16 protein-coding genes are annotated in these 15,522 nt (G+C 40.3%); 7 read left to right on the forward strand and 9 right to left on the reverse strand.

What is annotated here, in order from left to right:
• The 3 genes from NDQ71_RS04770 to NDQ71_RS04780 all read left to right on the forward strand — a co-directional run bounded on the left by NDQ71_RS04770 (position 1) and on the right by NDQ71_RS04780 (position 1,139).
• The gene (locus NDQ71_RS04770) at positions 1–621 is read left to right on the forward strand and encodes a primosomal replication protein (protein ID WP_283710521.1); all 621 of its coding nucleotides are present in this window, start codon (positions 1–3) and stop codon (positions 619–621) included.
• A gap of 79 nt (positions 622–700) precedes the next feature.
• Positions 701–973 (forward strand): late competence development ComFB family protein, encoded by a 273-nt coding sequence (locus tag NDQ71_RS04775; RefSeq protein WP_301562652.1) that lies wholly within the window; start codon positions 701–703, stop codon positions 971–973.
• Positions 966–1,139 (forward strand): DUF2496 domain-containing protein, encoded by a 174-nt coding sequence (locus NDQ71_RS04780; RefSeq protein WP_283710520.1) that lies wholly within the window; start codon positions 966–968, stop codon positions 1,137–1,139. The genes NDQ71_RS04775 and NDQ71_RS04780 overlap by 8 nt, the downstream gene beginning before the upstream one ends.
• A gap of 8 nt (positions 1,140–1,147) precedes the next feature.
• On the opposite strand, the gene NDQ71_RS04785 is transcribed toward NDQ71_RS04780, so the two are convergent.
• The 3 genes from NDQ71_RS04785 to NDQ71_RS04795 all read right to left on the reverse strand — a co-directional run bounded on the left by NDQ71_RS04785 (position 1,148) and on the right by NDQ71_RS04795 (position 3,455).
• Entirely contained in the window at positions 1,148–2,188 is a 1,041-nt protein-coding gene (locus NDQ71_RS04785) for an isoaspartyl peptidase/L-asparaginase family protein (protein WP_283710519.1), read from the reverse strand.
• 124 nt (positions 2,189–2,312) lie between these two features.
• Entirely contained in the window at positions 2,313–3,017 is a 705-nt protein-coding gene (locus NDQ71_RS04790) for a SapC family protein (RefSeq protein WP_064667460.1), read from the reverse strand.
• Positions 3,018–3,203: 186 nt separating this feature from the next.
• Positions 3,204–3,455, reverse strand: a complete 252-nt coding sequence (locus NDQ71_RS04795; RefSeq protein WP_301562653.1) for a SapC family protein — start codon at positions 3,453–3,455, stop codon at positions 3,204–3,206.
• 29 nt (positions 3,456–3,484) lie between these two features.
• Here NDQ71_RS04795 and NDQ71_RS04800 point away from each other — a divergent pair, with 29 nt between their 5' ends.
• From NDQ71_RS04800 to NDQ71_RS04810, 3 genes are all read left to right on the forward strand, one after another.
• The gene (locus NDQ71_RS04800; RefSeq protein ID WP_301562355.1) at positions 3,485–3,916 is read left to right on the forward strand and encodes a hypothetical protein; all 432 of its coding nucleotides are present in this window, start codon (positions 3,485–3,487) and stop codon (positions 3,914–3,916) included.
• Positions 3,917–3,980: 64 nt separating this feature from the next.
• Complete coding sequence (locus tag NDQ71_RS04805; protein WP_024602346.1) at positions 3,981–5,117, forward strand: ISAs1 family transposase; 1,137 nt, start codon at positions 3,981–3,983, stop codon at positions 5,115–5,117.
• Between the two features lie 2 nt (positions 5,118–5,119).
• Positions 5,120–5,974, forward strand: coding sequence for an IS4 family transposase (locus NDQ71_RS04810; protein WP_301562356.1), 855 nt, complete (start codon positions 5,120–5,122; stop codon positions 5,972–5,974).
• 258 nt (positions 5,975–6,232) lie between these two features.
• On the opposite strand, the gene pgl is transcribed toward NDQ71_RS04810, so the two are convergent.
• From pgl to pgi, 3 genes are all read right to left on the reverse strand, one after another.
• Positions 6,233–6,943 (reverse strand): 6-phosphogluconolactonase, encoded by a 711-nt coding sequence (gene pgl / locus NDQ71_RS04815; protein WP_192540797.1) that lies wholly within the window; start codon positions 6,941–6,943, stop codon positions 6,233–6,235.
• A gap of 2 nt (positions 6,944–6,945) precedes the next feature.
• Entirely contained in the window at positions 6,946–8,418 is a 1,473-nt protein-coding gene (gene zwf / locus NDQ71_RS04820) for a glucose-6-phosphate dehydrogenase (RefSeq protein WP_192540796.1), read from the reverse strand.
• 302 nt (positions 8,419–8,720) lie between these two features.
• Positions 8,721–10,367 carry a glucose-6-phosphate isomerase gene (gene pgi, locus NDQ71_RS04825; RefSeq protein WP_301562357.1) on the reverse strand — a complete coding sequence of 549 codons (1,647 nt, stop codon included), beginning with the start codon at positions 10,365–10,367 and terminating at the stop codon, positions 8,721–8,723.
• Positions 10,368–10,716: 349 nt separating this feature from the next.
• On the opposite strand from pgi, the gene NDQ71_RS04830 reads away from it, so the two are divergent.
• On the forward strand, positions 10,717–11,745 hold the full coding sequence (locus NDQ71_RS04830) for a LacI family DNA-binding transcriptional regulator (protein WP_301562358.1): 1,029 nt from the start codon (positions 10,717–10,719) through the stop codon (positions 11,743–11,745).
• A gap of 71 nt (positions 11,746–11,816) precedes the next feature.
• Here NDQ71_RS04830 and NDQ71_RS04835 read toward each other — a convergent pair whose 3' ends face one another.
• The 3 genes from NDQ71_RS04835 to NDQ71_RS04845 all read right to left on the reverse strand — a co-directional run bounded on the left by NDQ71_RS04835 (position 11,817) and on the right by NDQ71_RS04845 (position 15,471).
• Positions 11,817–14,066 (reverse strand): aminotransferase class V-fold PLP-dependent enzyme, encoded by a 2,250-nt coding sequence (locus tag NDQ71_RS04835; protein WP_283710514.1) that lies wholly within the window; start codon positions 14,064–14,066, stop codon positions 11,817–11,819.
• Between the two features lie 114 nt (positions 14,067–14,180).
• The gene (locus NDQ71_RS04840) at positions 14,181–15,260 is read right to left on the reverse strand and encodes an AI-2E family transporter (protein ID WP_301562359.1); all 1,080 of its coding nucleotides are present in this window, start codon (positions 15,258–15,260) and stop codon (positions 14,181–14,183) included.
• On the reverse strand, positions 15,253–15,471 hold the full coding sequence (locus NDQ71_RS04845) for a sulfurtransferase TusA family protein (protein ID WP_192540791.1): 219 nt from the start codon (positions 15,469–15,471) through the stop codon (positions 15,253–15,255). The genes NDQ71_RS04840 and NDQ71_RS04845 overlap by 8 nt, the downstream gene beginning before the upstream one ends.
• Positions 15,472–15,522 lie beyond the last annotated feature (51 nt).

The raw sequence follows: 15,522 nt of genomic DNA on the forward strand, positions 1-15,522 counted from the left end.
ATGCGAACAGCTTCTTTTGATAAGCTTTGCCAACAAGTTGCAACCCTAAAGCAGCATGCTGAGCAATTTGATAAAGCCAAGTTATTTGCTAAAAACCGTTATATGCAAGCGCAACCCAGTTTATTTGACCGTGGTGTGTTTACGACTAAAAGTATGAAGCTCGTAGATTACGTGCTCGAAATTGAAGACGAAGTTAATAGCCTTCCACCACTGGAGCGTCGTCATGCTCATAACTATGCTTTAGAGCGGATAGGTAATCAGGTACAAGCCGTATTTAATGTTATAAAATCTACGCCGATTTGGGAAAAAGAAAATAAAAGCACTTACAAAGCCCGCAGTAAAACATTCAATAAATCGGCACCTTACCAACAAGCCGTAAAACAAATCATGCAACCCGCTCATGAGCTGTATGACGAACTTAAACAAAATCACGAATTTGAGCGCCGCTTAGTGCTGATGGTTGAAGAATGTAAACTTAGAATGCAAAACGTAGGCCCTGTAAAAGCCAAAGCTATCAATCTTGAGATCTTAGCCCTACACGGGCGCCTTGGACGTTGTCGCAAAGCTATATCGGCTACAGAAGAAAAAATTCAGCAAGTCGAAAAACAACAGTTGCGCTAAGCTGAAGTGGATTGTTCGATTTATCTCTATACCTAGTATAAACTTAAATTAACGTGACCTTTTAACAGTGAATAAACAAGTGCGATTACATGACGACATCCACAACTATTATGAAAAAATAGTGATTGAAGAAATCATTAAACGACAACTTGAAAAAAGCTATAACGAAGACGTAATGGCTGATTTTTGTTGCACTGTACTCAATCTGCTGCCAGCACGCTATATTCGTTATGATGTTGATATGGAATTTTATTTACCACAAGTTGAGCGCATCCAGATGCAAGAGCGCGTTAACACAGCAATTGACGTTGCGATCAGCCAAATCGCAAAAAAGAAGAACTTAGATGACTAAAGACCTTGAACAAGCACCGATTCATATAAAACTTGCCGTTGACTTGATTATGCTTTTGGAGCAACACGAAGTTGCTCCAAATGATGTGCTAAATGCGCTGGAAATTATTAAAACTGATTATGAGCAAAAACGTGACCAGCTTATCAGTACTGAGCAATTAACTTAAACCCGATATTACTCATCATCAAAAATCGCTACATAAGTAGCCTGACTATTCGATTTGCTCGCACGATACATACCACTGGTATTAAACGGTAAGCTGATATTGCCTTTATTATCTACAATAATCACACCACCGGTGCCACCTATCGGCTTGAGCACATCGTTAATTACCTCATCGCCAGCTTGAACAATGGTTTTATTTTGATATTTAACCCGTGCACAAATATCAGCAGCGACATTATAACGAATGAAATACTCACCGTGGCCAGTGGCAGACACTGCACATGACTCATTTTCAGCAAAGGTGCCAGCACCAATCACGGGGGCATCACCAATGCGACCAAAACGTTTCGCCGTCATACCACCGGTTGATGTGCCTGCAGCCAAGTTACCGTTTTTATCAAGCGCAACAGCACCCACCGTGCCCATTTTATAATTAACCGGTAACGCCTGATGTGCAGCCTGATAATCTTTACTGGTCGCTTTGGCTTTGTCTAATTTTTCTTTGGCTTTTAGCAAGGCTTTATAGCGGTTTTCTGTATCAAATAAGTTATTTTCGACCAGTGGAACGCCCTGCTCTTTAGCAAACTCTTCAGCACCTTGGCCGCTGAGCATCACATGCACAGATTCTTCCATTACGAGTCGTGCTAAATTAATTGGGTTCTCTATGTGTTTAACCCCAGCTACAGCACCGGCTTGACGATCGCGACCATCCATAATCGAGGCATCCAATTCATGGCTACCATCGTAAGTATAAACAGCGCCACGGCCGGCATTAAAATACGGGGAGTTTTCCAGCACATTGATTGCGGCTGTCACTGCATCAAGGCTCTCACCACCTTGTTCAAGTACTTTGTAGCCAGTTTCAACAGCTTCTTTTAATTTTGCGCGATAAGCCTGGTTTTGCTCTGGAGTAAAGCGGCTTTTTTCAATCGTGCCGGCGCCACCATGGATTGCAATAGCGAATGGGCTAGACGATTGCGCACTCAATGCAGACGTACTTAGGGTTATACACGCAGCGCTTATAAGCGCAGTAAACAGTGACTTGTTCATACCGGTAACTTGTGTTGGATGTAAGTACCTCCAATGTGAATAAACTTACGTAAAATTACAACCCTAACCAGATAAAAGACACAAAAAAAGCGCCCAAAGGCGCTTTTTTGATAGGTCGTTTAAATTACGCTTGTTGCGCTTTTAAACGAGCTAAACGTGCTACTTGATGAGTAGACGTTAAGAATGAGTAAATCGGTGCTAAGTAACCACGCTTACGAAGGTCTAAGAACTCTTCATCGCTTAACTCGTTAAGTTTTTTCTCATCGATAAGGTAAATACCGTTAATATCTTTTTTCTCGCCTTTAATATCAACAGTTAATGTTTGAGCTACTAAAAGCTCTTTATCAGCAAGGTACTTAGTAAACGCTTCTGTTACATGAGAAAACTCAATGAATGACACTAAAGCTTCTTTACGACGCTTTAAATAATCAGTTTCTTCACCGTTTTCGAATAACGCATTACCTTCAGCTTCACCTACTAATGGGCTTGCTTCATCAATTACGATACCGTATTGATCTTCTTGTGGGTGCTTAACTAAACCAAGTGGGTAGCGAGTCGTTGCCATAGGTGCAAACGCTGCAGTCCATTTACCATCTTGTACAAAAAGGTTCTCGCCTGGCTCTAAACCAAACATTGCTACCGCTTGAAATTGACCTGTTTCGTTATTTTTAACGAAAGACATAGGGAACTCATTTGCTACACGCGCAAACTCATGTGCAACAACTGGCACTAAGTGTTGAGTTTTTAAAAATTCTACATTGATGCCATTTTGAATTTTAGTGTTGGCATGCTTTTCATTGTGTAAAGGCTGTACTTGTTGCTCCGCCATGTTACTGCTCCGTTATTTATTAATTTATATTTTTGCTGTTAGTGCCCTAAGGCTAAAGGTTTTGACGGCAAAAAGGAAGTGAAAACTTTGTGACAATTTGTACGTTGGACTTTTTTAAAATGAACTGCTGTTAATCATCGGTTGTTCATCATCAGCCCAAAACTTACGTATAGCAGTTTAATGCATTTATCCTATTCTAGATTTGTCGATAAGTCGCTGAAATTGACCTAAAGAAATTAACTGAGAATAAATAGCCTCAAGCATTCCACTTTTCTGTAATTCAAGTAATTCTTCATCACTTAATGTATTTAATAAGTCACGATCCACAGAAAATAAACCTGAGATTTGTTTTTTATCACCATCACCTAAATCAAACTTGAAGTTTTGCTCGACAAGCAAACCTAACTCACCTAAAGTATCCCCAAAATTAGCCTTTATATATCAATGAACTAATAGTGTTAAAAAATATGGGTAGTGAGGGAACATTCATGGTGTTTTGTGATCTTATGAATCGCTTAAAAACAACAGAACTAAACACCATGAATGCGTCTACTATTTTGCACAATATGCTCCGCGCTGTCACCCCTAACTCTATTCATAAAGCCAGATTTAATACTCTAGTCGCTGCCGTTAAATCTCTTTTGCACTGTCAGCAATGCACCTTGACATCTATTGGTCGCAATTTGGATTCAAAAACAACTGAAAAACATGATATTAAGCGTATTGATCGACTACTCAATAACCACGAGCTTTTGCGTGAGTCGACATCGGTTTATGTTCGCTTAAGCCGTTTTGTGGTCACTGAAAAGCATCCCGTCATATTGGTTGATTGGAGTCATGCAGATACACAAACCAAATACTGTATTCTGCGTGCTAGCATCACGGCAAGATCATTATAAATTGAACTTATAGAATATGTAGTGATCAGATCAAGGCATAATAATCACCTTGGTCACGTAAAATATGAGCGCTACTTTTCTGAAACACTTTAATTCAATTACCGATCCTCGCATTGAACGCTGTAAAAAGCATGAGCTTATCGATATTCTCCTTTTAGCCATTAGTGCAGTAATCTCCGGTGCACAAGGATGGGAGGATATTGAAGACTTTGGGCATCTAAAACTTGATTGGTTAAAAAGATATGGCGCTTTCAACGCGGGTATTCCAAGACACGACACCATAGCCCGTGTCATTTGTCGGTTAAAATCAGATGAAATAGAGCATGCATTTCAATCTTGGATATCTTCACTTATTGAAACCACGGGTGCTGATATTATTGCTATGGATGGAAAAACTGCACGTCGTTCATTTACAACCAAAGATAGAAAAAGTGCTTTACATACCGTCAGTGCATGGAGCTGCCAACACCAGTTAGTTTTAGGGCAAACAGCCGTTGATAGCAAAACAAATGAAATCACAGCCATACCTGAGTTACTCACCATGCTAGATATTGAAAATAGCATCATTACACTTGATGCTATGGGCTGCCAGCAAGAAATAGCGAAACAAATAATTAAACAAAAAGCTGATTATATCCTAGCGCTCAAAGGTAACCATTCAGGTATGCAGAGTGAATTAGAAGCTTGGTGGCACAAGAGTGAGCGCGAAGGATTGACCAATAGCAACTATGATAAACATACCGAAATAAGCTCAGGGCATGGGCGCATTGAAACAAGGGTTTGTCAGCAATTGCTTATTGATAAAAGCTGGTTAGATAAAATCTACCAATGGTCTGGCTTAAAGAGTGTTATTCAAGTAACCGCTGAGGTTCACGATAAATCATCAGGTACAGACACGATAGAAACGCGTTGGTATATTAGTTCGTTAGCGTTAGGTGCGGAGCAAGCACTTAATGCGGTACGAAGCCACTGGCAGGTTGAAAGTATGCATTGGATGTTGGATATGAACTTTAGGGAAGATGAATCAAGAATCCGTAAGAAGCAAGGACCCCTTGTTTTTAACGTAATGAGAAAAATAGCCATGGCGTTATTTAAACAAGATACAACTAAAACAGCCAGTATGGCGAGAAAAAAGAAAATGGCAGGGCTAGACGATGATTATCGCTCAACCCTGTTAGAATCTGGGATTAAAATGCGCTAGCCGTGGCTAGCATTGTCAGTGAAGGTCGCTCTTTGACCTTATACCAGGAAAGTGCATTCAGCTTTCAATATCATTGCCCAAAAGTACAAAAACGGTTCTTAAAGATGCTCAAACTGATCTTGCCGAGTGATTGCCGCCCCGTCATTGTGACGGATGCGGGCTTTAAAGTTCCCTGGCTCAAAGCCGTGCGGAACAATAGCTGGCATTATATCAGCCGGGTTCGAGGTACGGCACACTTGAAAACGCAGGACAGCGATGAGTTTATTCCATGCCAGTCACTATTCAAGAACAATCAACGTAAGAGCCGGTATCTTGGCGCGACCGAGCTGACCAAAAGTGCAAAATATCAAACGCATGCAGTGTTGGTTGGCAAGGGACATAAGTTATTAAAAAGAGATAAAGAACGCGGTTATAAAGAGCCTTGGCTACTCGTTTCTTCACTTCCAAAAAGGCACCATTTTCTCGAAAAAGTGCTCAAGCTATATGGTATGAGAATGCAGATAGAGGCAGGGTTTCGAGATCAAAAAAGTGTTAGATTCGGCTTAGGCTCAGATCTGCACAGAACGAACAAACTCAATCGATTAGACATACTTTTACTGCTCGCAACTCTGGTTCATTGGTTCTCAATGATGCTGGGGGCAGTGATAGACAAAGCAGGAAAGACAGGCGCTTTTCAAGCTAATTCAACCAAAAAAAGACGAGTAGTGTCATGGGCATTTGTTGGGCTGCGATACTTCAAAAAACAGTCCATAAAACTGCGACGGCGAGATTATTTGGAAGGGCTAGCCTATTTCGTACAGGTGGTAGTGAAACTCGATTGGAAAAATATGGATGTGAGTGATGTAATTGAAACTTAATGATTATTTCTGGGGATCCCTTAGCATGCTACTTATGTCTACCTTTATTTCATGTGTATTCTATTTATCCTGACTAACTATCGAGTAAGTCTATGATGACAAGCTCTAGATGGTTAAATATTTAAGTCGATTGATATATGGCTGCCGTTTTTCACATAAACAAACGTATGCAACTTATGCTATGGAATTAGACTATTTTGACGCAATCAAAAATGCAGGCTTATAGCCTGCATTTTGCTGTTTTGAGCAATTAAATAATTAAGGTGCCCAATACACTTCAATATTTATTGTTGGATGATTTAATACTGCACGTAGTGGCATATCGTTTACATCACCACCTGCTTTTGCTGCTTTATAAACAGCAAGTTTTTCTTCACCACTGATCAACAACTTTACAACTTTAGATTGCGCAATTGCAGCTAAGGTTAAAGTCATACGCTCTGTGATACTACCTGTTACATCGCTTTCAATCGCATTAATTGCACACACTAAATCTGAAGTTGTTAATCCAAACTCAAGACCATTTGCGTGAGGAAATAATGAAGCAGTATGGCCATCAGGCCCCATGCCTAAAATAGTCACATCAAATGGGCGCTTTAATTGTTGAAAAGCGGCTTCACATTCTGCACTACCCTGCTCGGCCGTTGCTGCACTATTTTTCATGGTTATGAAGTTCGCAGCTGCACCATGATTTTGTAGTAATGTGCTTTTAATAAACGCTTCATTGCTTTTTTCATGTTCAGCATCAACCCAACGTTCGTCAACCATTGCAACATCGATTTTAGCCCAATCTAATGCGAGGTTAGACAAATGTTTATAAGCTGGCGCTGGCGATGAACCGCCAGATACCATAAGTACAGCACGTCCATCAGCCTCAATGCCGCTGACTAAACTTTGTTCAAGCGTCGCTGATAATTCTGCCGTTAATGCATCTTTAGAATCAAAAAATTTTTCTACTATAGTTGCCATGTTTATGCCTTATCGCCCGTGTTAAACCAAACATGATTATTTTCAGCTAGCAATTCGTCAGCGTCATCAGGTCCCCAGCTACCAGCACGGTATAAAGCAGGTTTACCTTTTTCTTGCCAACGTTCAATAATTGGGTCAATCCATTTCCATGCTTGACGTACTTCATCACGGTGAATAAACAATGATGGATTATTTGCCGCTGCATCAAGCATTAAACGCTTATACGCGTCTGAGTGAAAACCATTACTATAAGCTTGTGAAAGCTCAATATTCATTGTCACTGGCTCTAACTGCATCTCAAGATTATCTAGGCGTTTAGACATTAAAGTTAATTGAATTGTCTCTTCTGGTTGCAGACGAATAACTAAGCGATTTGGTTCAATTTTACCAACGTTATCATCGTAGACGTTGTGAGATACTTTTTTGTATTCAACCACAATTTCAGCGCAGCGTTTTGCCATGCGTTTACCTGTGCGCAGGTAAAATGGCACACCCGCCCAACGCCAGTTATCAATATGCGCACGAATAGCTACAAAGGTTTCTGTTTTACTTGAACCTTCGTTTAACTCCTCTAAATAACCAGGTACTATTTTACCCGCTAAATCGCCAGGGACATATTGACCGCGAATGATATTTTCATCAACATCTGTTGCAACCAGCGGACGTAATGATTCTAATACTTTTAACTTTTCAGTGCGTATGCTGTTTGCATTAAGCTTATTTGGCGATTCCATCGCTACTAAGCATAATAATTGCAATAAATGGTTTTGCACCATGTCACGTAAAGCACCGGCTTTATCGTAAAAACCAGCACGGCTTTCAAGGCCAACGGTTTCCGATAAGCTAATTTGGATATTATCAATTGACTTAGCATCCCACATATTTTCAAATAATGAATTTGAAAAACGCAGTGCCATTAAGTTTTGCACCGTTTCTTTACCTAGGTAATGATCGATACGGAAAATTTGCTCTTCGCTAAAGTATTCAGCGATTTTTGCATTGATCTCTTCAGCCGAACTACCACAATAACCAATGGGTTTTTCTACAACGACACGTGATGTAGGGGTGATCAAACCTTTCGTTGATAGTATTTCACAGCAACTGCCATAAACAGCAGGTGGCAGTGATAAATAAAACACGCGCGATTTATCTGTATCGTGCTCATCAAGGATAGTTTTTAATTTATCCCAATCATCATCAGCTTCGGTAACGTTAGTGACTACTGGTACTAAACACGCTGAAAATGCTTTCCAATCTTTAGCGTTAAACTCACCTTTACTTAAAAACTCTTTTAATGCTTGGTGAGCTGTTTCTACGTATTCCGCACGTTTACTTTCTTCACGAACCGTCGGTAAAATACGTGAACCTTGTGGAAGGTTGCCTTCTTGATATGCGCGATACATTGCAGGTAATAATTTGCGTAATGCAAGATCACCACCGCCCCCAAAAATTACAATATCAAAAGGATTTAGCATAATTTACTCTCTACGTTTGCTATGCCCGGTTGTCGACTATCTGCTATTGATAGTACAGGCATACATTCTTATTGTTTAGATGATGTCAGCTTTTTGGCATCGTGCTCGAGAAAAAGCCTGTTGAATTCGCTTGTTTTTATTGCTGAATATTGATCCAGCTGTACTCATATTAAACTGGTAATTAAATGAGTCTTAGGGGCTCTGTATATCCTCTCACAAATATACAGGCCCTAAGAACTCCAGCGCTACCCGTTCAAAGGTATTTGGTTGCACAGCACACTTGATTGTACTGTGCGAATTTTTTACTGTTCGCGACGTTGTTTATAATAGCTCATTAAGCCATTTGTCGAGCTATCATGCGGATGAGTTACACTGTCATCCAATAACTCAGCTTCAATTTTTGACGCTAAGCCTTTACCAAGTTCTACACCCCATTGATCAAATGAACAGATCTCTAAGATGATACCTTGGCAGAAAATTTTATGTTCATACAAGGCAATTAAGCGACCCACTGTTTTTGCATCAACCGTATCTAACAGCATTGATGTCGTTGGACGATTACCCTGATGAATTTTATGGTTCAACAATTCTGCAATTTCAGCTTCAGATTTACCTTTAGCAGTTAAATCAGCACGTACTTGCTGTGCATCGACACCCATCATCATCGCTTCAGTTTGCGCAAAGAAGTTCGATAATAAAATATCATGATGCCCACCAACATTAACTTGCGGTTTAATTGACGCAATAAAATCAGCTGGAACAACAACGTTACCTTGATGTAAACACTGATAAAAGGCGTGTTGACCATTAATACCTGTCATACCCCAGATAATTGGCACTGTGGTATACGGCACACTATTACCCGCAAAGTTTACATGCTTACCATTACTTTCCATTTCACCTTGCTGCAAATAAGCTGGCAACATGTGTAATGCTTGATCGTAAGGTAAGATTGCTTGTGAATCGAAACCTAAAAAGCTGGTATTCCACACACTTAGCAACGCCATCAACAGTGGAATATTCTGTTGATATTCAGCAGTTTTAAAGTGTTCATCAACTTCAAATGCACCTTCAAGGATAGCCTCAAACGCTTCAAAGCCTAAGTACAATGCAATTGGTAATCCTATCGCACTCCATAATGAAAAGCGACCGCCTACCCAATCCCACATAGTGAATACGTTTTCATCTGCAATACCAAACGCTGCTGTTTTTTCTAAATTAGTGCTCACTGCAACAAAGTGTTTAGCAATCGCTTGGTTGTCATTGGCTGACTCTAAAAACCATGCAACCGCTGTTTTAGCATTGCTCATGGTTTCAGATGTAGTAAAGGTTTTTGATGAAATCACAAACAAGGTCGTTTCTGGGTCAATTTCTTTTAATACTGACGCAATCTGTACACCATCTACATTTGAGACGTAATGCACGTTAAGAGTATCGTCTGCGAAGCTTTTTAGTGCTTCCGTGGCCATTTGCGGACCTAAGTTCGAGCCACCAACACCAATGCTCACCACATCTTTAACTGTTTTACCGGTATAACCTAACCATTGCCCGCTGCGTACTTTTTCAACGAACAATTTAATCTTTTGCAATTCAGCATTAACCACCGAACTTACATTCTCGCCATCTACAACTAATGATGAGGCACTGCGATTGCGCAGTGCAGTATGCAGCACCGCTCTATCTTCGGTGATATTGATTTTTTCACCGCTAAACATTTTGTCACGCCAAGCGGTGATATCGCACTCTTGTGCTAAAGAAATCAACTGTGCGAGCACACTGCTATCAATCAGTTGTTTTGAATAATCAAATAAAACACCAGGGATTTGAGTCGAAAATTGCTCGAATCGTGTGCTGTCATTGGCAAATAAATCTTTAAGATGAGTTTCCTTCATCTTATTCGCACTTTTTTGTAATGCTTGCCAACTAGCTAACTGTGAACGACAACTCATTTTTTAACATCCCCTTAAACTTGCAACAAACTGATTTATAGCTATTTTTATATAAATAAAGTGAATTGATAGCGTATTAACCTACAAACGAGGTTAACGATAAGTTAAAATGACAACGCTATCAATAAGCTACTTTTATATTTTATAGTTCAGATAATAACGCACTTTTGCTCATTTGACACCGGTATCATAAAAATTATCTCAATTATTTTACTGCTAATTTAACTGAACATTAGATACACTAACTGGTCTTGATGAAGAATTAATGAATAGTACTTTGCTAAGTCTACTCTGGAGGACTCATCACAGGCACAAGACAACACTAAAACTATAACCTAAAAGTAACTCTATGAAAGTAACTATAAATGATGTAGCGAAACTCGCAGGAGTTTCAATGAAAACAGTTTCTCGGGTGATTAATAAAGAACCCTCTGTTCGTAAAAAAACTTACGATATAGTCATGGAAGCTGTCAATGAATTGAATTATCAACCTAACCTTGCGGCGCGTAATCTAGCCGGTACATCATCATTTACTGTCGGTTTAGTTTATGACAACCCCAATGCGTATTATGTGATTGATATGCAAAATGGTGTGTTATCTCGCTGTAAAGACGAAGGCTATGAATTGGTGATCCATCCATGTACATACACTGATGCAAACATGGAAGCAGATTTTATCACTATGATAAAGCGCTCACGTCTAGCCGGACTTGTGCTTACTCCGCCGTTATCAGAGCAAAGCAGCATCACTAATTTGTTGGATGAATTAAACATTCACTACGTGCGAGTGCTCTCAGGACGACCAACTGATGATGATCAAGATACCTGTATTTATGTAAACGATTATAAAGCGGCGTACGAGATCACCACTCACTTATTAACACATGGCCATGAAAATATAGGTTTTATTTGTGGTGATAAAGAGCATAAATCAACATCAGAGCGTCTGGAAGGATATAAAGCAGCACTGGCAGATCATAATACTCAATTTAACAGTGAATTTATTTATGACGGTAAATACTCTTTTGAGTCAGGTGTTGAAGGCGCAAAAGCATTATTAGCCAATGACAACAAACTGGCGATCACTGCAATTTTAGGGGGCAATGATGAAATGGCCGCAGGCGCTTTATTTGCGTCACGTTTAATGGGGATTGCGATTCCTGAGCAATTATCTATTACTGGCTTTGAGGATTCGCCCTTCTCACGCCAAACATGGCCTAAACTCACTACGGCCCATCAAGCAAATGATGTAATTTCTCAACACGCAGCACGATTGCTATTTACAAAAACCCGTGGTGCTCGCAATCAGGATAAAGACATCATTACCTCATTTACACCTTCAATCGTTATCCGTGAAAGTTCAGGCCCCAAACAGTAACCTTGCAATACGATTGAAAACAATAAAGGCGCTTACAAGCGCCTTTATTGTGTCTTACCTTTAAGTCCGAACTAAAGTAATGCCATACCGCCGCTGAGGTTATACACATCCGAAAAACCAAGCTGAGATAAATTAGTCGCCGCTTGTTTTGAGCGATTGCCACTACGACAGAGTAATATATATTTTCCGTGTGAATTTAATTGCCCATCGACTAATGCGTTAGCCATTCTGCTTAGTGGTATATTCATTACGCGTGCGGGATTAATTGCAAATTGCTGAGAAATATTATTCGCACCATGTTCATAAGGTTCACGTGTATCAATTAAATAAACGTCGTCTATGGCTAACATGTCTTTTGCCTGTGCGGCATTTAGTTCGTACGCAGTACTTTGCTGTAAACTATCGGCATAGCCACACAAGGTTGCAAATTTAGATAGATTTGATTCATCACTTTGGTGTTTTTGCTGTGCAAATTCGCCATCGCTTATTTCATTACTTAACAATGCCTTCAATAACGGTGTCTGCTGTTGCTGTACTTGCCAGTTAATCGCAAAGCATTGTTGGTAATCGTGACCTGAGCAGATCACTGTAGAACTATCTAAGCATTGGGATAATTGACGTAATGAGTGCGCCATCGCAAACGCATTGCCGCCATCAATAGCAGTATTACCTAGTCCTGCTGGTAGAAGCAAATCTCCGCAAAAGCAAAAACGCACTTGCTTAGATGCATTGCATCTAAGTAAATAACTAACGCTATCCTCACTATGCCCAGCAGTTGCTACCCGCTCAATAATGCACTCAGGCAATTCAATCACGCTCTTTGAAACAGGCCAACCTAGCTGATTTTCGTCCTCAAAACTAAATTGTAGCGCTTGAGCTAATAATACAGTTGCGCCACAACGCTCTTGATGAGCATGAGTGTCTAATATTGCCGCTACGGTTAGATTTTGGGTATGCACTATTTTTTCAAGACGTGGAATAAGCTCTACGATCGGGTCAATGATCACGGCTTGCTTATCTTCGCTGACATAAAGCCAACAGCATGCTCCTTGGTGTCTAAATTGGGTTAGCCCTAACGCACACACCTCTTGATTCGGTACTGATGAGTCAGACACCACTAAACAGTTTGCTTGTAAAATCGCTTTAAGTGAACGAATACGAGTACAAGCCGTGGTAATTTCAGTTTGTGTCGTCGCAGGTCCAAATGACAAGCGAATTGCATTTTCACTGCGCCAATCACTCACGCCCATAGCATCTAGTACAAAACTGCGGTTTGCACCAGAACTACACGCAGATCCCCCACTGATACGAATACCGGCCGCATCAAATAAATCCATCACCTCTTTACTACTTAACTCATCAACCGCGAAATTTAAAGTCGTAGGCACTGACAATTCAAAGGCATGATTAAATGTTAAGCTACCAAAGGTATCCACAAGCGCCAGCTGTAATTGCTCACGGTAACTATGCAACACATCAAGTGATTTAAAGGTGTCGTTTGTTTTATCGAGTAATAAAGAAAACAATTTGTTGAGCCCAGCAATACCCGGTAAGTTTTCAGTACCTGAGCGCATACCACTTTCTTGCCCGCCACCGGCGATAAAAGGCGTGTAAGCACTGCCTTGGCGAATATACAATACACCAATACCTTTTGGTGCATACAGCTTGTGGCCTGAAAACGGCGCGTAATCAATACTGGTATCACTTAGTGCTAATGCCGTTTTGCCCAGTGCTTGTACACAATCAACCATCCAGGCAACGTCAGTATTATGGCTGCGGATCACAGCTTCAATAGCATTTAAATCTTGATAAACACCGGTTTCATTATTAACAGCCATAGTGCAAATCATCAGGGCATCACTGGCATGTTGGGCAATAAAGTCTAAATCTAAAATTCCCTCGCTCGAAACGGGGATCGCAAGCACAGTGGCGTTAATTCCCAATACCGCATTCCAATGGATTAGAGTATTTGGTACCGCTTTGTGCTCAGTTGCGCCGTATAATAAAACAGGGTTTTTAATAGTGTGATTTTTTGCGGCAATTAGCGTAGAAACCACCGCGGTTTGAATACCTTCGGTAGCCCCTGAAGTAAATAAAATATCGCCCTGCTGGGCACCAATAACATCACGCGCTTTTTGGCGTGTTTGCTCTAGTAAATGTTTAGCTTGAATACCGGTAATATGAGAAGAAGAAGGATTACCAAAGCAAATTTGCATCGTATGCGATACAACCTCAGCTATGCAAGGCAGCACAGGGGTCGTTGCGTTTGCATCAAGGTAAATTTGTGAACCAGTGTCAGTAGGAAATAATAAATCAGACATTAAAAAACGCACCATATTACTAAAAGATATATCTTATAACCCATTCTACATAAAATTAATGGGTTGCGTAATAATCAATTAGTCTCTCAAGTGCGTTATCTATGCTATTTACGACTAAAGCTGGTTTTGCTCGCCCGCATGCTCGTCATGTTTCGTTGACCAAGCATTAAGTAATGCTTTAACTAAGGAAGCCAGTGGGATTGCAAAAAACACTCCCCAAAACCCCCATAAACCGCCAAAAAACAATACAGCGACAATAATAAATACCGGGTTTAAATCAACCGCTTCTGAAAACAATAACGGTACTAGCACATTACCGTCCAGTGCCTGGATAACACCGTAGATAATTAAGATAGTCCAAAATTGCGTTTCTAAACCAAATTGAAAAAGTGCCACCGCAGCAACAGGGATTGTCACAAGCGCTGCCCCAACAAAAGGTATCAATACCGATAAACCAACGAGTACACCTAATAACGCCGCATAGCGTAAGTCAAAAATAGTGAATGCAATAAACGAAACGGTACCTACTATCAAAATTTCAAATACTTTACCGCGAATGTAATTCATGATCTGTTGGTTCATTTCATGCCACACTTGCAGAATTAAACGACGCTGTTTAGGTACTAACTTCTCTGCACTAGTGACCAATTCGAGCTTATCTTTAAGCATGAAAAATACTAACAATGGCACCAAAATTAGGTAGATCAACCAAGCAACCACATCTTTTAATGACGTTAAAGACATCGATAACAATACCTGACCAAACTCAATCGCTTTGCTCTCCACGCTCGTCACCACTGACTGCACTTGCTCCGCGGTAATTAAACTTGGGTATTGCTCTGGAAGGCGTAATAAAAATGACTTGCCCTGCTCAATCATATGCGGGGTTTCTTGCACTAAGTTACTTGCTTGCTGCCAAAGTACTGGACCCATACCAATCACTAAGGTCAACATCAGCCCCGAGAAAATTAACATCACAATAATTGTGGCAGTAAATCGGTGTAAGCCAAATCGCTCTAAATGCGCTACCGGCCAATCCAGTAAATAAGCAATTACCAAGGCAATTAATACCGGTACAATAAACGCACCAAAGAAATAAAACATCGCCATTAAAGCGAGTAGCAAAAGCAATAAAGTAACAGAATGTGGATCTGAGAACTTCCTTTCGTACCACGTTTTTACATATTCAAACACGATTAAGCTCCACGATTAACAACCCATGTTGTTGCTCTAATTTGTAAGGATAATGATTTTTTTGCAAAAAGCGCTCAATATCTTGGGTCGATTGGTGCGCCAAGAAAGTAAATTTAATAGCTTGCGCGGTTTTTACCGCTTCCCGCAAAGCCAGCTTAAACTGAATAAATTGCTGCGGGCATTTAAAGTCACGCAAATCTTGTTCTAGCATAACCAATTATCAGCTCTATAAAAATGAATAATAAGTCTCATATCAGCGGTG

Source organism: Pseudoalteromonas sp. KG3 (assembly GCF_030436385.1).
Taxonomy (GTDB): domain Bacteria; phylum Pseudomonadota; class Gammaproteobacteria; order Enterobacterales; family Alteromonadaceae; genus Pseudoalteromonas; species Pseudoalteromonas prydzensis.